Origin of the sequence: Tenacibaculum pelagium (genome assembly GCF_014062345.1) — a bacterium.
GTDB classification, from domain to species: Bacteria; Bacteroidota; Bacteroidia; order Flavobacteriales; family Flavobacteriaceae; genus Polaribacter; species Polaribacter pelagius.
This window is the reverse complement of record NZ_JACGLS010000004.1, coordinates 203,427-222,964: the sequence shown is the minus strand read 5'-3', so window position 1 is coordinate 222,964 and position 19,538 is coordinate 203,427. Positions and strand designations below refer to the sequence as shown.

Below are 19,538 nucleotides of genomic sequence, written 5' to 3'. Positions count from 1 at the left end.
GTTTTGTTGATATTGTTATTCTAACCAAGATTTATAATAATCTTCGTCTGCAATTTTCATTGCTTCTTCTGTAACTTGTAATGGCTTAAAAGTATCTACCATTACTGCTAATTCTTCTGTAACTGTCTCTCCGATACTTCTTTCTGTTGCTCCTGGATGTGGTCCATGTGGAATTCCTGCTGGATGCAACGAAATATGACCCGCATCAATGTCGTTTCTACTCATAAAATCTCCATCTACATAATATAAAACCTCGTCGGAATCTATATTACTATGATTATATGGCGCAGGAATTGAGTTTGGATGATAATCATATAAACGCGGTACAAAACTGCAAATTACAAATGCATTAGTTTCAAAAGTTTGATGTACTGGTGGCGGTTGATGAATACGACCTGTTATTGGCTCAAAATCATGAATTGAAAATGCATACGGAAAATTATATCCGTCGTAACCAACTACATCGAAAGGATGTGATGCGTAGACCATTTCTATAATCTCTCCTTGCTTTTTTACTTTAATTAAAAAGTCTCCTAACTCATTATACGTTTCTAATTCTTCTGGTCTTCGTAAATCACGCTCACAAAATGGTGAATGCTCTAATAACTGACCAAACCAGTTTCTATATCGTTTTGGTGTGTAAACTGGCGAATACGATTCAACAATAAAAAGTCTGTTATTCTCATCATCGAAATCTAACTTATAGATAATTCCACGAGGAATTACTAAATAATCTCCGTATTTAAAATCAAGATTACCTAAATGTGTACGTAATTTCCCTGTTCCTTTATGGATGAAAATTACCTCGTCTGCATCAGTATTTTTATAAAAATAATCTTTGGTAGATTTTTTAGGAGCTGATAAAATTATATTACAATCTGAGTTTGTTAAAACTACTTTTCTACTTTCTAAATAATCGTTTTCTGGCGGAACTTGAAATCCTCTAAAACGATATGATTGTATATTATTAGCTTTGGCTATTTTTGGAGCAACAGAATATTGTTTACGAATTTCTTTAACCATTGTTGGTCTATGCTCGTGGTAAGAATTGGTTGACATTCCGTCAAAACCAATAGTTCCAAACAATTGTTCGTAATATAAACTTCCGTCTTCTTTACGAAATTGGGTATGTCTTTTTGGTGGTATTTTCCCTAACTTATGATAAAAAGGCATTTTGTTAATGTTTTAAGTTTAAAAATAATGTGCAATAACTAATTTTATTGCATCTCTTTTATTATTGGACATTAACCAATCTATTCAGGGTTTCTTTTATTTAAGAATTTTAATAAAATTAAAAGGTCTAAAAACATTTTAGAGCAGTTTAGTTGTGTGCTTTACAAATATACAGAAAAGTAAATGAGTTTTCTAACTCTCAGGGGCTAATTCTACCTCTAAACCATCCAGTTCGGGTGTCATTTGAATTTGACATCCTAAGCGGCTATTATCTTCTACATAAAAAGCTTCAGCTAACATAGCGTCTTCATCATCGCCCATTTCAGGTAATTCATGATCAGATTTTACGTAACATTGGCAAGATGCACACATTGCCATACCACCGCAAATACCAATAGTACCTTCAGGAGCTAACTCGTATGAACGAACAACTTCCATTAAGTTCATTGCCATGTCTGTTGGTGCTTGAATTTCGTGTGTTACTCCATCACGATCTGTGATTTTTACAGTAATGTCTTGTTCCATCTTACAAATTCATTTTTTTACGCAAAGTTTTTGCTCGTTTATCTTCTCCGTCATGTGTCCAACCAGGTGAATTGAAAATATAATTCAATTTATCACTCAACTTATCAGCACGTTTTACATCTTTCCAAATCGCAGCATATTCATGCGTTGCTACCTTTACAGGATTGTATGTTTCTATATTAACTGTTAGCCCATAAACAGGATGATCTACATCTTTTAATTCTTTAGAAAAAGTTCCAAATAGTCGATCCCAGATAATTAAAATCCCTGCATGATTGCAATCTAAATATCGAATATTAGATGCGTGATGCACTCTGTGATGCGATGGTGTGTTAAATATAAATTCAATAGGTTTTGGTAATTTATCAACCAACTCGGTATGCACAAAAAACTGATAAATTAAACTGATTCCCATCATAGTAAACATCATTAAAGGGTCGAAACCCAGTAACGGAATCCACATCCAAAAGAAAAACTTATGAATACGCTCTCCAACTCCTTGACGTAAAGCGGTTCCTAAATTCATGTGTACTGATGAATGGTGTGGTACGTGACCCGCCCAAAACAAACGCACTTCATGATTTAATCGATGAAACCAATAATAGGCAAAATCATCAGCAAACAATAATAAAACCCATGCCCACCATTGACGATTTACAATTTCTTTTAACGGACTCAATTCATACAAATAGAAAAAAGCTACAAATGCTAATATCTTTGGAATAAACTCTACAATTGCAGAAAATACCATCATTAATAAGGAAACACCTGTATCCTTACTATTATATTTTTCTTTCGAAATTTTATACTCTACTAACATAGATATAAAAAATACTGGCAAGGCAAAATACAAGAGTTTATCTTGCGATAATTGTTGTATGTAATCTAGTAAAGTCAATTATTTTATAGTTTTAGCGTATAAATTTAAGGTTTCTTTTACAAAATTGGTTTTCCCAAGAACATATGAACCTCTATCATTTTTATATTTTGAGGCTAATTCTACTTTTAATTTTTCGTACTCTTTTGCTCTGTTTGGATTCTCAATTAAATAATCTCTAAACTTTAATTGATTATACATCGTATTTTCTTTTGGGCACATGTGGATATGAAAAATTTGTTCTTTCTCCCCTTCTAAATTGTATCCTTTTCCAAAAGACATATATGCTTCTATATCTTCTCTTGCTGGCACTTCAAAGTATACATAGCCTAACTTTGTAAACTCCTCAATTAATTGCTTATTAAACAATGATTCTTTGGGAATCTCAATAAATAAATCAATGTAGTTTTTAGCCTTTATGTTTGGAATTGAAGTACTACCAAAATGTTCTATTTTATTGATAAATCTAGCATCAATATTTTTTAAAATACGCTTTTTTTCAGATTTAAAAATACTTCTCCAATCAGAATTATGATTAGATAACTCAATTGGAAATAAAGTATTCCACTCATCTTTTGTTAAATCGTATAATGTCTTTTTCATTACAGTAAACTACTCAATCTTTTTAACTACTGCTTTTGGCGCTTCTTTTTTAGTACCGTCAAACCCTGTAACTCCACCTACAGTTGTATATTTCATTACATATTTTTTATCTGGAAAAATACGTTGAAAAGCACTTTGACACATTAAAGTAGCTTCATGAAAACCACATAAAATCAACTTTAATTTTCCAGGATATGTATTTACATCTCCAATCGCATAAATACCAGGAATGTTTGTTTGATAATCTAAAGCGTTATTTACTTTAATAGCATTTTTCTCTATTTCTAATCCCCAATCGGCAATCGGACCTAACTTAGGCGACAATCCGAATAATGGAATAAAGTGATCGCAAGCTAAAGTAAACTCTTCTTTATCTTTTTGCGCAACTACAACTCCTTCAATATGATTTTCTCCAACAACTCCTTTTACTTCAGCTGGAGTTATCAAATTAATTTTTCCTTCGTTTTTTAATTTTTGAACTTGATCAACAGAATCTAAATGACCTCTAAATTCATTTCTTCTATGTATTAATGTTACAGATTTTGCAACGTCAGTCAAGAAAATAGACCAGTCTAAAGCAGAATCTCCACCACCAGCAATTACTACATCTTTATTACGATATAATTCTGGTTCACGAATCATATACTCAACTCCTTTATCTTCAAAATTAGCGATGTTAGGAATTGGCGGTTTACGAGGTTCAAAACTTCCTAATCCTCCAGCAATAGCTACTACAGGTGCTTGGTGTTTTGTTCCTTTATTAGTGGTTACAATAAAGTTTCCATCTTCTTGTTTTTCGATAGTATCAGCACGTTCACCCAAAGTAAATCCAGGTTCGAACTGTTTAATTTGTTCCATTAATTTATCGGTTAAATCACCTGCTAAAATTTCTGGATATGCCGGAATATCGAATATTGGTTTTTTAGGATATATTTCTGAGCATTGCCCACCTGGTTGTGGTAACGCATCAATTAAATGACACTTTAACTTTAATAATCCTGCTTCAAAAACGGTGAATAAACCAGTAGGTCCTGCACCGATAATGAGTATATCTGTCTTAATCATTTTAAAATACTAAAATCAAGTAAAATTAATTCTTATACCTTCTTTAAAAACTGATTTTTATCAGTTAAGCTACATTAATTACTTCTTCAATTACTGGTGCATATTTTTTAATGGTTGCTTCAACTCCGTTTTTTAACGTCATTTGATTTACAGAACAACCACTACAAGCTCCTTCTAATTGAACTTTTACTTTATTATTTTCTATAGATAATAACTTAATATTTCCTCCGTCACTCACTAAGAAAGGACGAATTTCTTCTAAAGCTTTTTCTACATTATTTTTTATTTCTGTTGCTGTCATAATCTTAGATTATTTTGTGCTACAACCACTCATTGTAGTTATACGTACTACTTCTGTTGGTGGTAAGTTTGCATTTCTTTTTAATAATTCAGAAACCATTTCTTTAGTTACATCAGTAAACGCTTTTTCTAAAGGCGTATCATTTTGTAAAGCTACAGGATGCCCTGCATCACCTGCTTCACGAATACTTTGTACTAAAGGAATTTCTCCTAAGAAACTAGTTTTAATATCTTCTGCTAAATTCTTAGCGCCTCCTTCACCAAAAATATAATATTTATTATCTGGTAATTCTGCAGGTGTAAAATACGCCATGTTTTCAACGATACCTAACACTGGTACATTAATACTTTCTTGTTGAAACATTGCCACTCCTTTTTTAGCATCTGCTAAAGCTATGTTTTGTGGTGTACTTACAACAACCGCTCCATTAATTGGTACAGCTTGTACAATTGATAAATGCACATCTCCTGTTCCTGGAGGTAAATCGATTAATAAGAAATCTAACTCTCCCCAATCAGCATCGAAAATTAACTGGTTTAATGCTTTCGAAGCCATTGGTCCACGCCAAATTACTGCTTGACTAGGATCTGTAAAAAATCCTAAAGACAATAATTTAACTCCGTAACTTTCTACCGGCTTCATTTTAGAACGTCCATTTACGTTTACCGCTAATGGTTTTTCACTTTCTACATTAAACATTAAGTGTTGAGATGGTCCATACACATCAGCATCTAAAACACCAACTTTGAATCCCATTTTTGCTAAAGACACTGCCATGTTAGAAGTAATGGTAGATTTACCTACGCCTCCTTTACCAGATGCTACCGCAATTATGTTTTGAATATTAGGAATTTCTTTCCCTCTAATTTGATTTGGATTCTCTTTTTGTTGAACCTCAACTTTTACATTCACTTTCACATCAATCTTTTGACCAACATGTTCGTGAATCGCCTTCATGATTTCTACTTCTACTTTCTTTTTTGCTTGTAAAGATGGATTCGAAATTGTTACATCAACAATAACTTCCTCACCAAAAGCAACTACATTTTTTATGTTTTCGTTTTCTACTAAACTTTTACCTTCTCCTGGTGCAGTTATTGTTTCTAACGCCTTGTATATATCTTGTTTCTTAAAACTCATTAGAGTGTTTAATTAAATTAATTCTAAATTGCAAAGATACATTTTAGCCCTCAGAAAATAAAGCGTTTAGATAGGCATTATTTATTGCAACATAAAGGCTATTTATTTTTAGTATTTTCGCAAAACTATGGACATTATTAACCAAATAAACACTTTTGCATACCCTATTGCAATCCCTTTATTTATTCTTTTAATTTTAATTGAAGTTTACCTTGGATGGAAAGACAGAAAACAAAGTCATGAATTAAAAGACTCGAGTGTAAACATAGCTTCAGGTTTGATATTTTTTGTAATTTCTTTACTTACTAAATCATTAAAATTAATCTTGTTTTTTTATGTCTATGATCATTTTAGATTATTTACCATTAGTTATGAAAATTGGACATCTTGGATAGTTCTTTTCTTTTTAGATGACTTTACTTTTTATTGGGGGCATAGAATAGCGCATACAGTTTCGTTTTACTGGGCTAGTCATGTAGTACATCATTCTTCTGAACGATTTAATTTCTCTACAGCATTACGAAAAACTTGGACATATGATGTAACTGGACATTTTTTATTTTGGATTTGGTTACCAATATTAGGGTTTCATCCACTACAGTTATTCGCAGTAAAAACACTAAATTTTATTTATCAATATTGGATACATACCGAAAAAGTAAATAAACTCCCTAAATGGTTTGAGTTTGTTTTTAATACGCCTTCGCATCACAGAGTACATCATGGTTCTGATTTAAAATATCTGGATAAAAATCATGCTGGTGTTTTAATTGTCTGGGATCGCATGTTTGGCACTTTTCAGCAAGAAGAAGAAACTCCAACTTATGGATTAACTTCCAATATTAAAACTCACAATATATTTAATGTAGAGTTTCATGAATGGAGAAATATGTTAACAAGAGTTTTTAAAAGTGGTAGCTTTATAAATGGAATTAAATATTTAGTTAAACCTCCAGGATGGAGTCATGACAAAAGTACTTTAACTACTAAGGAATTGAGAAATAAAATTGCAAATGGAGAATAAATTTAAAGCTCCTTAGAAGGATCCCAAAAAACAGTTTCTAAATCTTGTATTTGATTATCAATTACAACAATTCCCTCGCTTTCTAATAATTGTTGCATTAAATTAGTTCCATCAAAATGATGTTTGCCCGTTAAAACTCCTTTTCTATTTACTACTCGATGTGCAGGAACATCTTTAGTGCTAGAGTTATTCATTGCCCAACCAACCATTCTTGCAGAACGAGCTGCCCCTAAATATTTGGCAATAGCTCCGTAACTTGTAACCCTACCATGAGGAATTAAACGAGCCACAGCGTATGACTTTTCAAAAAAATTATCCGACTTATTTTCCATCAATTAAAAATACAGTTTTATGATGGAATAAACAGCCACAATTCCTGTAATTATTCCGATAAGTAAATTAAAGTATTTAGCATAAGTAATAATTTTATCTTCTACTTTTTTTGCTAAAAAAACATAACTGCTTAAAATAGCAAAAGTTCCCAAAACAGTTCCTATACCAAATAAAGAAGTGCATGCAAAACCAGACATTGCCCAACCATGCATTACAAATGATGAATGTGTAATTGCAAAAAAAGGAATTGCAAACATGTTTATAGATGATAATGACAAACCAAAAAGAAATCCGTTTTTAACAGGCTTTATTTCTTGCGTTTTTTGACTAGATAATCCTTTGTAAATAAAAAGTATTGAAAGAATTGAAAAAATTACAATCCCTAAATTTTGAATCCAGTGAATTAATTGAGGTTGTTTTTCTAAAAATTCTGAAATCTTTATCGCTAAAAAGACTTGAATTAATACAATTGTTGAAACTCCAATTATAAATTGTCTTGCTATTTTTTTATTGTTCTCTATGTAAATTTTACTCGCAGTAATATTTAACATACTTGGTGGAGTATAACCTATAAAGGAAGTTACAAATCCTAAAACCAAATGAGATAAAATCATTTTCGAGTACTTTAATTATTTACTCTATGTATGGCGAGAACATTACGCCACCCTTTCAAAAAAATACAGTTAATAATTTAATTTGAAACGAATATAAGTAATCGGTTTCCCAATTTCTAAATATTGTTTTTCGTAAAAAGTTTGTGTAGAAGTTACTTCTTCTGGAGCCCCTTCATTCTTATACACATTATGATTTGCGTGTAAAATTTCATGACCTTCTCCATGTAACAAACCTAAAGTATAACCGTGCATAAATTCGCTATCGGTTTTTAAGTTCATTATTCCTCCTTCTTTTAAAATAGTATGATATCTTTTTAAGAAAGTAGCGTTGGTCATTCTATGTTTTGTACGCTGGTATTTTATTTGCGGATCTGGGAAAGTAATCCAGATTTCATCCACTTCATTTTCAGCAAAAATATAATCTACCAATTCTATTTGAGTTCTAATAAAGGCTACATTTTGCATATCGTTTTCGATAGCAGTTTTAGCTCCACGCCAAAAACGGGCACCTTTAATATCTATTCCAATAAAATTTTTATTTGGATTTTTTTCTGCTAATGCAATGGTATATTCACCTTTACCACAACCCAATTCTAAAACAATAGGATTGTCGTTTTTAAAAAAGGTGTTCCATTTTCCTTTTAAAGAAAAATCACTAGTAACTTCTTCTCTAGATGGTTGAAGTACATTAGCAAACGTTTCATTCTCTTTGAAACGTTTTAATTTGTTTTTGCTTCCCAATGTGGTAGGTATTAAGCTCTATCTTCAGTTCCTTCTTTCAAGAAGATAGCACTTTGTTGCATCCAATAAGCAAATAATACTATTAAGACTAATAAGAAAATCCAGTTAACAGCATTTGAAGTCCACCATCCAGCATCTCCTTTTGCCACATCTAAACGTAACCATTTAAATGGTGTTAAAATGAATTCAAAAAAACTTCCTATTAATCTAAAAATATTTAATCCTAACATAACTTGATTATCTTTACGTTTGCAAAAATATAAAAAGAAACCATGTTAGCCAATTTTTTCGGTAAATCTAAACCAGTAAATTTTATAGTGCTATTTGCACTTTTTTTAGGCTATTTTACCTTGAGTACTTTTTCTAAAGAATTTTCGCTTGAAATTCTAAAAGAATTACTTTGGTTTATTGTTGTTTTTTCTGTTTTCAACTTCATTATTGCGAAAAACAAAATAACATTCGACAATTCATATGCCTTTTTATTTTTTGTGATACTTATTGGTTTTTTTACTGAAACAATAAATATTAACAATACATTTTACGCCAACTTAACTGTGCTTTTATTTCTTAGAAAAGTATATAGTTTACAAACCTCTAAAAACACATTACACAAAATATTTGATGGTGGGTTATGGCTTGGAATTTCTTTTTTAATTGAACCTTTAACAGCGCTTTTCGGTTTGCTTTTATTTGCTTCTATATACTTACATCAGCGTTTTACCTACCAAACACTTCTTACACCTCTAATAGGATTTTTCTCTCCTGTTTTTTTATATTTTACATATTGTTTTTGGTACGACAAAACAGAGGATTTCAACAAACTTTTTAATTGGAGTATTGATTATAATTTTGAATTATATCTAAACAACAAATATTTACTTCCAATGATTTTTATTGGATTTTTCACAATATTTGCTTTGTTTTTAAAAACACCTAAAACTTTAGCTGTTAAAAATAAATTTAGAAAAAACTGGATTTTAATTTTAATTCACTTGGTATCAGCTACTATTTTAGTAGGACTGTTTAATGAAAGAAAAATTAGTGAATTACTATTCTTATTCTTTCCTACAGCAGTTGTTTTAACCAACGGATTAGAAATGATAAAAAAGAAATTAATAGTAGATATTATCTTAATACTATTTTTGGTGCTATCTTTTACTAGCTTTTTCTTGTAGTTACATTTTAGCCCCGAATGCTAAATCGCCTGCATCACCTAAACCAGGAATAATATATCCTTTATCATTTAAATCTTTATCTATATCTGCAATCCATAAATCGGTATCTTCAGGAAAGTGTTCTTTGATATAATCTATACCCTCAGCTGAACCTATAACCGAAACTATTTGAATATTTTTAGGTGTTCCGTATTTTTTTATCGCTTCATAAACCGCTACTAACGATCTCCCTGTTGCTAACATCGGATCTACCAACAATAATGTTTTCCCATCAATTGAAGGGGAAGCAAAATACTCAACAACTATCTCAAATTCTTCATCATTATTTGGGTGATGACGGTAAGCTGATATAAAAGCATTTTCTGCATCATCAAAATAATTCAACAAACCGTTATGTAAAGGTAAACCTGCTCTAAGAATAGAACATAAAACCACATCATTTACTGGTAAGTTTGTTGGCTTAACTCCTAATGGAGTTTCTACCTCCTTGTTTTTAAAAGAAAGTTCTTTACTTAATTCATAACTTAAAACCTCTCCGATTCGCTCAATATTTCTACGAAAACGCATCGAGTCTTTTTGAATATTTACATCTCTAATTTCAGCTAAAAACTTGTTAAGGATTGAATTTTCTTTTGCTAAATGATGAATTCTCATGATAGGTTGATTTTTGGCGAAATTACAAAAAAGAAAAACTCCATCTATTCTGATGGAGTTTTGTTATTTAAAAAAGTTTGTACGAGAATTTTAGTCCTATCGCCAAATACAAATTTGTTAAACTTTTCTGATTTCCTAAATCAAAGTCTTTAGCAATTCCAAGTCCAGTATGAAAATTAAACAACCAATTACCACCTAAAGATCGTTGTAACCCCCAGTGAAATTCACTTGCTAAAACGTTATTTGCTGTAAATAAATATGGATCGTTATCAAATCTCGACGTAATATACTTTGTTTGAAACGCTAAATAATTACTAGAATTATTAGTAACATTCTTCCCTTTTTTAAAACGCTTTTTAAAATTGTAATTATATTTTACTTCTGATTTAAAATAAGCGGAAGGAGATCTATTTAAGTCCCATCTAACTTCGTAAGAGCTTCTTACATTTGCAGATGCTCCGACACCAGCACTTAAATCAATTGTCCATTCTTTTGCTATCGGTACTTCGTAAGACAAACCTAAACCTGCAAAATTAAAATCAGTCTTAAACATTGATTGTAATTCTGGTTCTTCTTGCGAAAAAGCAGAAAATGATAATGTGAAAATCGTAACAAATAATAGTAGTAATTTCTTTTTCATAGCTTAATATTTAGTTTTAAAATTTAAGCTACAGTTCAACAATTTTTATGCCATTATTACTTTACAAAAGCTCTCAATATTTTAATCGTTTCGTCTTTATCTTCTAGATAACTCATGTGTCCATTTGGTAGCTCTACTAAAGGTGTATTTGTTCTTTTAGCTTCATCAATAATTGATTCGTAATTTAATACTGGGTCCTTTTTTCCAAGAACTATTAATCTTTTTTCAATTGATTTTAATACAACTTCTTTGTTACCTCGTAAACGCATTCCTTCATTCGCAGCTATATAACCTCTAACGGATACTTTTAAAGCTTCGTTTTTTACTTGCTCTATCTCTTCAATTAATTCTAATCGTTTATTCTCTGAGAATAAATTCGTAATTGACATTTTTATTAAAGGCTCGTGATTTTTCTGAGCCATATCACAAGCTCTTTTTCTAAGTTCCTTTCGTTCTTCATTATCAGCTTGAGCGGTAGAATTTAGCAAGCATAAACCTTTTACATTTTTAAGATATTTCTCTGCAAATGCTAAAGCAACGTAGCCTCCCATAGAATGCCCAATAAAAATTGACCGACGAATCCTCAAGCTGTTTAAAACCTCTTTTACAGCTTCGGCCATATCATCCATAGAATGTACATATCCTATACATTCTGTATTTCCATGACCTAATAAATCGATACAAATCACACGATTTCTTTTAGATAGCTCAAAAACAATATCCTTCCACATTGTGGAGTTTTCTAAAAACCCATGTAGTAAAACTATAGCACTTCCCTTTCCAACATCTGAATACGCTATTTTACTATTTTTATAATTGATAAAGTTTTGCATCTTACAAAAATATGTATCTTTCGCTAGTTTTTACTCTAAATTCATGTTAACCTCTCCGTTTTCTTATCTATCTAAAAAAGCTGAAAAAAGTTTTACTTTTCTTATTCTTTTTACAACTATTGTGGTTGGTTGTTTTATGATTTATTTCGATAGTTTTCTGACAAATGACATTTGTAAAAACGGAATCATTTCTTTCGAGCTAGCAAGTGATGTTGAAGACTCGAAAGCTATCTTAAATTCTTGGGATTTAAAATCAAAAATTAGCGCTGGACTCAGTTTAGGTTTAGACTATCTATTTATGTTATTATATCCTTCTTTAATTGCGGTATTAATCCATAAATTAAATCAAAAATTATGGAGTAATCATCCTTTTTATAAAGTGGGAGTATACATCATTTTTGCACAGTTTTTCACAGCCTTATTTGATGCGATAGAAAATGTTGGATTAATACAATTACTTTTAGGTAATATCGATCAATTTTGGACATCGACAGCCTATTATTTTGCATCGATAAAATTTGTTTTAATAATTACCGGAATAGCATACATTTTTATAAATTTCTGCTATTTTCTAATTCAAAAATTCATTAAAAATGAATAAAACTAAAGATATATTCATCACAGGATTTGCTCTTTTTTCTATGTTCTTTGGGGCAGGAAATTTAATACTACCTCCATTTTTAGGTAAAAATGCTGGATATAGTTGGTCTTTAGTAACTTTAGGGTTCTTTCTTACCGCTGTAATTATACCTATTTTAGGAATATTAGCACATGCTAGATTACAAGGAACCATGTATGATTTTGGTAAAAAGGTTTCGCCAATATTTAGTACTACTTATTGCTTAATTGTTTATGTTATTTCTATAGCTTTACCAGCACCTAGAACTGCTTCGGTTACCCATGAAATGGCCATTCAACCTTATTTTGATGTTAGTTCTTTAGTAACTAGCACACTCTATTTTATGCTCGTATTTATTTTTGTAATGAACAGAACTAAAGTTTTGAGTTTATTAGGCCGCTTTTTAACTCCACTTATCATTATCATTCTATTAGCTATTATTTTTATTGGAATGTTTTCTGCTACCGAAACAATAACTCCATCAATTTTTAAAACGCCGTTTATTGACGGAATACTAGAAGGATATCAAACCTTTGATGCTATTGGAGCTGTTGTTGTTGGAGGAGTTTTAGTAATTTCAATGAACTTTAATAAATCAACCTCTTTCGAACAGAAAAAAGAACTCATAACCAAAGCCGGATTTATCGCTGGTTTAGGGTTACTTATTATTTACACAGGGTTAATCTATAACGGAGCATTATTTAGCTCTACTTTTACTGAAAAAGCAACAAGAACGGATGTTTTATCTAGCTTAAGCACACAAACTCTTGGAAATATCGGCACTGTTTTTTTAAGTATTTTAGTTGCCTTAGCCTGCTTTACTACTGCAGTAGGTATTATAACTGGAACCGCTGATTATTTTAAAGGGTTACTTAAAAACTCAAAAAATGCTTATTTAGTAACTGCTATTGTTGGTTGTGTTTTAGGTGTAGTTATGGGACAATTCGACGTGCATTATATTATTAATATTGCCTTACCTGCTCTAATGTTTATTTACCCAATAACTATTGTTTTAATATTACTAAATGTTATTCCTAAAAAATGGGCTTCTGCACTAGTTTTTAAAGCAGTTATTTTAATTACTTTTATTTTTAGTATCCCTGACTTTTTAGGGTTTATTGTTTCTAAAGAAAGTTTAACTGGAATTAAAGATTTAATCCCATTAGCTAACTATCATTTAGGATGGGTTTTGCCAGCTATTTTGAGTTTTATTATTGCTAATTTAATTCAAAAAAATAGCAGTTTAACTAAAAGCTAAACTGCTATTTTTATACCCTTAATAAAAGGTTACCCTTTATTTTTCTGCTTTCAATAATTCAGTAGCAGCTAATTTACCAAAAGCATTTGCCGCTAATGGGCTTGCTCCAGTAATTAATTTTCTATCTATATGTACAGTTGCATCAGCCTCTTCATTAATAATAGTAACTCCTAAATCGTTTAATTTTTCGCCATATTTCCAAGGCATGCTCCCAGGCATATAACCAATCATTGGAGTTTGCTCATCTACTGCATCAGGAAAAGCGGCTATTTTATATCCTTTATAAATAAAATCTTCTTTGTTTCCATCTATATTCCCAGCTAATAAAGCTGCTGGACCGTGGCAAATAGCAAGTGTATACATATCACTATTATGCGACCATTGCAACACCTTATTTACATCTTTATTATCTGGTAAACCTAACATTGCACCATGACCTCCAGGAATAAAAATTGCTGCATAATTATTAATGCTGTCATTCATTGTGGTATTCACGAAATCCTTTAAACTTCTTGGTTTTTCAAATTTATTTTTGAATTCTTTAAAAATAGCTTTTACATTTTTATCTTCTTCTGGTATTGCCCACATTTCTATTGCTGCTGATTTACCTGTTGGTGTAACAACCTCAACATCAAAACCTGCATTTTTTAAATGCAGTACTGGCAACAACATTTCTACAGGATGGTTTCCTGTTGAAAACTTCTTACCGTTTGCCATGGTCATATTTCTTTCTTCAGTACAAATCATCAATACTTTTTGGTTTCCTGTGTGTTTATTTTCATAAACAGTGTTGTCAAAATCTGTAGTTGGAGATGTTGCTAATTTTAAAGCTAACGGAGAAGGAATATATGCTCCATCTTCTACTTGAGTTGGTTTAGCCGCAAAATAAATGGCTATAAATGCAATTACTAATAATGTTACGAACCCTAATACTATTTTTTTAATCATAATTTTTTATATAAAAGTTACTAATTCTTTCATTGGTTTTCTAACTTTTACCAAGTTTACTAACCAATCTTTATCTGCATTTCTATACCCTAAAGGTAGTAATAAAGTGCTACGTAATCCTTTTTCTCGTAACCCTAAAATTTTATCTAATGCAGTTGGATCAAAACCTTCCATGGGTGTACTGTCAACTCCTTCATAAGCTGCTTGTGTAATTGCTGCCATAAAAGCAATATAGGTTTGACGAGCTGCATGTTCAAAATTCACCTCAGCATCACGTGGTGGATACCCTGCCAATAACTTTTGTCGGTAATTTTCCCAGCCTTCATTTTTAAATCCACGAATCTCGTTTGTTAAATTGAACATGTTATTTATTCGGTCTTCTGTGTAGTTATCCCAAGCTGCGAAAACCAATAAATGAGAACAATCTGTTACTTGTGGTTGATTCCAAGCAATTTCTCTAATACTTGCTTTAGTTTCATCATTAGTTACTACAAAAACCTCAAAAGGTTGCAATCCACTTGAGGTTGGTGCTAACCTTATAGCTTCTAAAATATTATCTATTTTCTTTTCTGGAACTACTTTGCCATTCATAGCCTTAGTAGCATAACGTTCATTTAATTTATCTAAAAAACTCATTTGTTTATTTTTGAAAGTACAAATTTAGTCTTCAGATTACTCTAAAAAATTGATGTATGGTAAGAAATTACTCGTTTGCTATTTCTTTTCGAATTCTACTTAAACTTTCATTTGTAATTCCCAAATAAGAGGCGATGTGATAATTTTTTACATTTTGCTCTATATTAGGATAGGTTTTTATAAAATTTAGATAACGTTGTTTCGCTGAAAATGTTAAGTTCTCTAGAATTCTTCTTTGAAAAGCTGCAAATGCAGATTCTAAATTTTTAATATGAAAGTTACTGATTTTAGGAATTTCATTACATAAGTCGTCAAAATCTTCTTTTGATATTTTATATAAAACAGATTCTTTTATACACTCTATATAAGATACTGATTTGGTTTTTTCTTTTCCAAATAGCGCAATGTAGTCACTTATCCACCATCCATTAATTGCAAATTGAAGCGTATGTTCTTTTCCTGAAGAATCTATAAAATAAGTTCGTAAACAACCCTCTTCTATAAAATGTAAATCTTTAACCTTCTCATCTGCTTTTAAAAGAAATTCTCCTTTCTTCAAAGTTTTTCTTTTTAGCTTATTTAAAATAAGCTGTTCTTCTTTTTTAGTAAATAAAGTTCCCTTAAAAACTTGAAGTAAAATTTCGCTCACTTAGTTTCGTTTAATTCTTTAAATATACTCAATTCATAAAAGTTTAAATCATTATAAATGTCTAATTGAAAAAATAATGGTTTAAGAATCTATTAACATCTAAAAATCAAAAGATTGCGTATTTTTAACGAAATCAGTCAATCATGAAAGCTTTATATTATTTAATCATTCTACTTTTTACTGTTCAATTTCAATTAGCTGCACAAGAAAAAGAGCAAGCAATTAAAGATGTTAAACAAGCAGCTTATAATTATATTGATACTTTTTATAAAGCCGACACTACTTTAGCCTACAATAGTGTTCATAAAAACGTTAGAAAAGTTGGGTGGTGGTTCGACAAAAAGAAAGGGAAATTTTCTGACAAATCTGAAATGCCTTTTGATAAATTAATTGCTTTGGCAAAACGTTGGAATGCAAAAGGAAATAGAGCCAATGAAAAATCAATTAGAGAAGTAACTGTTTTAGAAGTTTCGGATAAAATTGCTGTAGCAAAAGTTACTGCAGTATGGGGAATTGATTATTTAAATATGGTAAAAACTAAAGACGGATGGAAGTCCATCAATATTATTTGGCAATCCAAACCAAGATTCTCCCTAAAAGATTAATAAAAAAATACCCTAACAAATTTGTTAGGGTATTTATATTTTGAAATAGGAAATGAATTAAAATCTATAACCTAAGTTAATTCCTACTCTTGGTACAATGCTTCTTGAATTAGAAGAAAACATATTTCTACCTAAACCTCCGTAAACACCAACAACAAATCCACCAGATGAAACGTATTTAGAACCTATTGCGATTCCTAAAGCACCATCAGTATACTCTACATCATCTTTTTCTCCAGTGTTAATTCCTAAGAAAACTTCTCCGAAATAATTCCAAGTTCCATTATTAGTAAAGTAGTGACGGAAATAAGGAGTAATCATGCGTTCTTCATTGTATTTAAAATCAGCAGATTTTTTCTCAAAATTAAATAACGCTGAAACACCTACAGATGAACTTTCGCTAGTATAGTACTCGTAAGAAAATTCCATTGTTTTAAACGCTAATGCATCTAATAAATCAACCTTAACTTCTTGTTGCGCTTGAGTAAATGAGCTGATAAAAACTACAGCTACTAAAAGTATTTTTTTCATGTAAAATTTTTTAATCGATTATAACTTGAGTTCAATATCAATTATAGTACCACAAAACTACATTAATTGTAAAATGTGATACAAACAAAAGTAACTTTTTCTTTTAATTTTATGAGCAATTACAATCGGTATTACAGTTTGTCTTTTTTTTAGTTTTAAAAACAAATTTCTTCACTAAAAAAACAACTGCTAAAACGACTACTGTATATGTAATAACCTCTTGCATTATTTTAAAAATTGATATGCTATAAACGCCGATAAATATGCTAAAGCTCCCATACCTACCAACTGTATTACTGGCCATTTCCAGCTTTTTGTTTCACGTTTTACAATGGCTAATGTTGCCATACATTGCATTGCAAAAGCATAAAATAATAACAATGAAATACCTGTTGCAAAATTAAATCGCTTCTCTCCTGTAACTGGGTTAATTTCTGATGCCATTTTTTCTTTTATGGTTGATGTATCTTCATCATTATTTTCTACACTATAAATAGTAGCTAGTGTACCAATAAAAACTTCGCGAGCAGCAAATGATGCTATTAAACCAATTCCTATTTTCCAATCATAGCCTAAAGGTTTTACTACTGGTTCAATAGTTTTTCCTGCTATTCCAATATACGATTTTTCTAATTTAGCTGAAGCTACTTTTTGTGCCAATTCATTTTCAGATAATCCTTGGTTTGCAACATTCTCAACCACATTTCTTTCAGCATCTTTAAATGATGATGGTCCGTGTGATGCTAAAAACCATAATACAATAGAAATAGCTAATATGATTTTTCCCGCTCCAAAAACAAATGCTTTCGTTTTTTCTAAAACATCTAAAAGCACATTTTTTACTGACGGCACCTTATAGTTTGGCATCTCGATTACAAAAAACGAATTGCTTTTTATTTTTAAAGTTTTATGTAAAATATAAGCGGCTATTATAGCTGCTAAAAATCCTAAAACATATAATCCTAATAACGTTATTCCTTGTAAATTTAAGAATCCGAATACCTTAGTATCTGGAATTATCAATGCTATTAAAATTGCATATACTGGCAATCGTGCAGAACATGTAGTAAATGGAGTTACTAAAATTGTAATTAATCGTTCTTTCCAACTAGATATGGTTCTTGTCGCCATAATTGCAGGAATAGCACAAGCGGTACCTGAAATTAACGGAATTACACTTTTACCACTCATTCCGAAACGACGCATAATCTTATCCATTAAAAACACCACTCTACTCATATAACCCGTTTCTTCTAAAATGGCTATAAACAAGAATAAAATTGCAATTTGTGGAATAAAGATTACAACTCCACCAATTCCTGGAATAATTCCATCCGTTAGTAAATCGGTAAACATTCCTGCTGGAAGGTTGTTTTTTGTATACATCGAAATATCAGCAAAAAAACCATCAATAAAATCCATTGGAGTTGATGCCCAATCGAAAATTGATTGAAAAATCAATAATAATAATCCAAAGAAAATAATGTAACCAAATATTTTATGGGTAAAAACTTTATCTAATTTACTACGTAAATCCGTTGCTTTTGATTTATCAAGCTTATAAGTTTTCTTTAAAATTGAATTTATTTTCTGATATCTATATATCGTTTCTTTATGCTGATATTTCTTCTGTTGAGAAACATCGTGACCAAAAAAATGTATTGCTGTTTTTTCCTCTTCAGAAAGCAATATTGTATGCTGTTTGGTTAACAGCATCCATAATTCATACATTGAAAATTTATCACTTACCTTAGATAGTTCTTCAAAATAGCTTTTATCAATTTTTTTAGAGATTTCCTTAAAATTTGTAACGGTTTTTATTGAAGCATAATTAGAAATTTCAGCTTTTAATTCATCTATTCCTTCATTATTTCTTGCCGACATTAAAACTACTTTCGTTTGTAGTTCTTTTTCAAGTTCTTCAATATCAATCGAAATTCCTTTTCGCTGCAATTGATCAGCCATATTTAAGGCTAAAATTGTTGGTGTTTCTAAATCTTGAATCTGAGAAAACAACAATAAATTTCTCTTTAAATTCTCAATATCTGCAACAATAACAATTACATCTGGTTGCTCATCTTTTTGAGCACTCATTAATGTTTTTAAAACAATACTTTCGTCTATCGATGTTGGATTGATACTATAAGTGCCAGGTAAGTCGGTAATAATCGCAGTTTGATTATTTGATAATTTACATACCCCTTGTTTTTTATCTACGGTTACTCCAGGATAGTTACCAACCTTTTGATTTAATCCTGTTAATTGATTAAATAATGAAGTTTTTCCTGTATTCGGATTTCCAATTAAAGCAACTTTAATACGTTTACTCATCAGTTAAGTTTAGAAATTATAATTTGACAAGCGGTTTCTTTTCTAATTGCTAAATGACTACCGTTTACACAAATATACATTGGGTCTTTTAACGGAGCAACTTGTAGTAACTCTACTTCTGTTCCTGGTAAACACCCCATTTCTAACAATTTTAAAGGAATATTATCTAAGCTTTCTTCAGATATAATTCCTTTTTCTCCGACGTGTAATGTTGCAATTGTGTTCAAAAAACAAGTATGATTTAGCTTGCAAATATACTAAAA

Annotated in this window: 25 protein-coding genes; 5 read left to right on the top strand and 20 right to left on the bottom strand. The window is 30.7% G+C overall.

Annotation, left to right across the window (positions count from 1 at the left end):
• Positions 1-15: 15 nt before the first annotated feature.
• The 7 genes from H3Z83_RS10035 to H3Z83_RS10005 all read right to left on the bottom strand — a co-directional run bounded on the left by H3Z83_RS10035 (position 16) and on the right by H3Z83_RS10005 (position 5,684).
• Entirely contained in the window at positions 16-1,173 is a 1,158-nt protein-coding gene (locus H3Z83_RS10035) for a homogentisate 1,2-dioxygenase (RefSeq protein ID WP_182125354.1), read from the bottom strand.
• Positions 1,174-1,365: 192 nt separating this feature from the next.
• Positions 1,366-1,698: a 2Fe-2S iron-sulfur cluster-binding family protein gene (locus tag H3Z83_RS10030; protein WP_182125353.1), complete on the bottom strand. Its 333-nt coding sequence runs from the start codon at positions 1,696-1,698 to the stop codon at positions 1,366-1,368.
• Position 1,699: 1 nt separating this feature from the next.
• The gene (locus H3Z83_RS10025; RefSeq protein ID WP_246337528.1) at positions 1,700-2,596 is read right to left on the bottom strand and encodes a sterol desaturase family protein; all 897 of its coding nucleotides are present in this window, start codon (positions 2,594-2,596) and stop codon (positions 1,700-1,702) included.
• Positions 2,597-3,178, bottom strand: coding sequence for a GrpB family protein (locus tag H3Z83_RS10020; protein ID WP_182125352.1), 582 nt, complete (start codon positions 3,176-3,178; stop codon positions 2,597-2,599).
• Positions 3,179-3,187: 9 nt separating this feature from the next.
• Positions 3,188-4,243, bottom strand: a complete 1,056-nt coding sequence (locus tag H3Z83_RS10015) for an NAD(P)/FAD-dependent oxidoreductase (protein ID WP_182125351.1) — start codon at positions 4,241-4,243, stop codon at positions 3,188-3,190.
• A 64-nt stretch (positions 4,244-4,307) separates the two neighbouring features.
• A complete protein-coding gene (locus H3Z83_RS10010) occupies positions 4,308-4,544 on the bottom strand; it encodes a NifU family protein (RefSeq protein ID WP_182125350.1) in 237 nt (78 codons plus the stop codon).
• A 9-nt stretch (positions 4,545-4,553) separates the two neighbouring features.
• Positions 4,554-5,684 (bottom strand): Mrp/NBP35 family ATP-binding protein, encoded by a 1,131-nt coding sequence (locus H3Z83_RS10005; RefSeq protein ID WP_182125349.1) that lies wholly within the window; start codon positions 5,682-5,684, stop codon positions 4,554-4,556.
• Between the two features lie 127 nt (positions 5,685-5,811).
• On the opposite strand from H3Z83_RS10005, the gene H3Z83_RS10000 reads away from it, so the two are divergent.
• Positions 5,812-6,708, top strand: a complete 897-nt coding sequence (locus H3Z83_RS10000; RefSeq protein ID WP_182125348.1) for a sterol desaturase family protein — start codon at positions 5,812-5,814, stop codon at positions 6,706-6,708.
• Positions 6,709-6,710: 2 nt separating this feature from the next.
• Here H3Z83_RS10000 and H3Z83_RS09995 read toward each other — a convergent pair whose 3' ends face one another.
• The 4 genes from H3Z83_RS09995 to H3Z83_RS09980 form a co-directional block, all read right to left on the bottom strand.
• The gene (locus tag H3Z83_RS09995; RefSeq protein WP_182125347.1) at positions 6,711-7,040 is read right to left on the bottom strand and encodes an MGMT family protein; all 330 of its coding nucleotides are present in this window, start codon (positions 7,038-7,040) and stop codon (positions 6,711-6,713) included.
• 3 nt (positions 7,041-7,043) lie between these two features.
• Positions 7,044-7,655, bottom strand: a complete 612-nt coding sequence (locus H3Z83_RS09990) for a hypothetical protein (protein ID WP_182125346.1) — start codon at positions 7,653-7,655, stop codon at positions 7,044-7,046.
• Positions 7,656-7,724: 69 nt separating this feature from the next.
• The gene (gene trmB, locus H3Z83_RS09985) at positions 7,725-8,396 is read right to left on the bottom strand and encodes a tRNA (guanosine(46)-N7)-methyltransferase TrmB (RefSeq protein WP_182125345.1); all 672 of its coding nucleotides are present in this window, start codon (positions 8,394-8,396) and stop codon (positions 7,725-7,727) included.
• 11 nt (positions 8,397-8,407) lie between these two features.
• A complete protein-coding gene (locus H3Z83_RS09980; RefSeq protein ID WP_182125344.1) occupies positions 8,408-8,626 on the bottom strand; it encodes a DUF6341 family protein in 219 nt (72 codons plus the stop codon).
• 42 nt (positions 8,627-8,668) lie between these two features.
• Between H3Z83_RS09980 and H3Z83_RS09975 the strand changes: the two genes are divergently transcribed.
• Positions 8,669-9,571 (top strand): DUF6427 family protein, encoded by a 903-nt coding sequence (locus H3Z83_RS09975; protein ID WP_182125343.1) that lies wholly within the window; start codon positions 8,669-8,671, stop codon positions 9,569-9,571.
• On the opposite strand, the gene upp is transcribed toward H3Z83_RS09975, so the two are convergent.
• From upp to H3Z83_RS09960, 3 genes are all read right to left on the bottom strand, one after another.
• Positions 9,572-10,225 carry a uracil phosphoribosyltransferase gene (upp, locus tag H3Z83_RS09970; protein ID WP_182125342.1) on the bottom strand — a complete coding sequence of 218 codons (654 nt, stop codon included), beginning with the start codon at positions 10,223-10,225 and terminating at the stop codon, positions 9,572-9,574.
• A 67-nt stretch (positions 10,226-10,292) separates the two neighbouring features.
• Positions 10,293-10,865, bottom strand: coding sequence for a hypothetical protein (locus tag H3Z83_RS09965; protein WP_182125341.1), 573 nt, complete (start codon positions 10,863-10,865; stop codon positions 10,293-10,295).
• A gap of 56 nt (positions 10,866-10,921) precedes the next feature.
• Entirely contained in the window at positions 10,922-11,698 is a 777-nt protein-coding gene (locus H3Z83_RS09960) for an alpha/beta fold hydrolase (protein WP_182125340.1), read from the bottom strand.
• A 43-nt stretch (positions 11,699-11,741) separates the two neighbouring features.
• Here H3Z83_RS09960 and H3Z83_RS09955 point away from each other — a divergent pair, with 43 nt between their 5' ends.
• Positions 11,742-12,299 carry a hypothetical protein gene (locus H3Z83_RS09955; RefSeq protein WP_182125339.1) on the top strand — a complete coding sequence of 186 codons (558 nt, stop codon included), beginning with the start codon at positions 11,742-11,744 and terminating at the stop codon, positions 12,297-12,299.
• Entirely contained in the window at positions 12,292-13,575 is a 1,284-nt protein-coding gene (gene brnQ / locus H3Z83_RS09950; RefSeq protein WP_182125338.1) for a branched-chain amino acid transport system II carrier protein, read from the top strand. The genes H3Z83_RS09955 and brnQ overlap by 8 nt, the downstream gene beginning before the upstream one ends.
• Before the next feature lie 36 nt (positions 13,576-13,611).
• Here brnQ and hchA read toward each other — a convergent pair whose 3' ends face one another.
• The 3 genes from hchA to H3Z83_RS09935 all read right to left on the bottom strand — a co-directional run bounded on the left by hchA (position 13,612) and on the right by H3Z83_RS09935 (position 15,808).
• A complete protein-coding gene (hchA, locus tag H3Z83_RS09945; RefSeq protein ID WP_182125337.1) occupies positions 13,612-14,523 on the bottom strand; it encodes a glyoxalase III HchA in 912 nt (303 codons plus the stop codon).
• 6 nt (positions 14,524-14,529) lie between these two features.
• Positions 14,530-15,159 carry an NAD(P)H-dependent oxidoreductase gene (locus H3Z83_RS09940; RefSeq protein WP_182125336.1) on the bottom strand — a complete coding sequence of 210 codons (630 nt, stop codon included), beginning with the start codon at positions 15,157-15,159 and terminating at the stop codon, positions 14,530-14,532.
• Positions 15,160-15,226: 67 nt separating this feature from the next.
• Positions 15,227-15,808, bottom strand: coding sequence for a Crp/Fnr family transcriptional regulator (locus H3Z83_RS09935; protein WP_182125335.1), 582 nt, complete (start codon positions 15,806-15,808; stop codon positions 15,227-15,229).
• A 143-nt stretch (positions 15,809-15,951) separates the two neighbouring features.
• On the opposite strand from H3Z83_RS09935, the gene H3Z83_RS09930 reads away from it, so the two are divergent.
• Positions 15,952-16,413: a nuclear transport factor 2 family protein gene (locus H3Z83_RS09930; RefSeq protein WP_182125334.1), complete on the top strand. Its 462-nt coding sequence runs from the start codon at positions 15,952-15,954 to the stop codon at positions 16,411-16,413.
• A 57-nt stretch (positions 16,414-16,470) separates the two neighbouring features.
• Here the strand turns inward: H3Z83_RS09930 and H3Z83_RS09925 are convergent, their stop codons facing one another.
• The 3 genes from H3Z83_RS09925 to H3Z83_RS09915 all read right to left on the bottom strand — a co-directional run bounded on the left by H3Z83_RS09925 (position 16,471) and on the right by H3Z83_RS09915 (position 19,502).
• The gene (locus H3Z83_RS09925) at positions 16,471-16,944 is read right to left on the bottom strand and encodes a DUF3575 domain-containing protein (protein WP_182125333.1); all 474 of its coding nucleotides are present in this window, start codon (positions 16,942-16,944) and stop codon (positions 16,471-16,473) included.
• Positions 16,945-17,169: 225 nt separating this feature from the next.
• Positions 17,170-19,275, bottom strand: a complete 2,106-nt coding sequence (feoB, locus tag H3Z83_RS09920; RefSeq protein ID WP_182125332.1) for a ferrous iron transport protein B — start codon at positions 19,273-19,275, stop codon at positions 17,170-17,172.
• Positions 19,275-19,502: a FeoA family protein gene (locus H3Z83_RS09915; RefSeq protein ID WP_182125331.1), complete on the bottom strand. Its 228-nt coding sequence runs from the start codon at positions 19,500-19,502 to the stop codon at positions 19,275-19,277. The genes feoB and H3Z83_RS09915 overlap by 1 nt, the downstream gene beginning before the upstream one ends.
• Positions 19,503-19,538 lie beyond the last annotated feature (36 nt).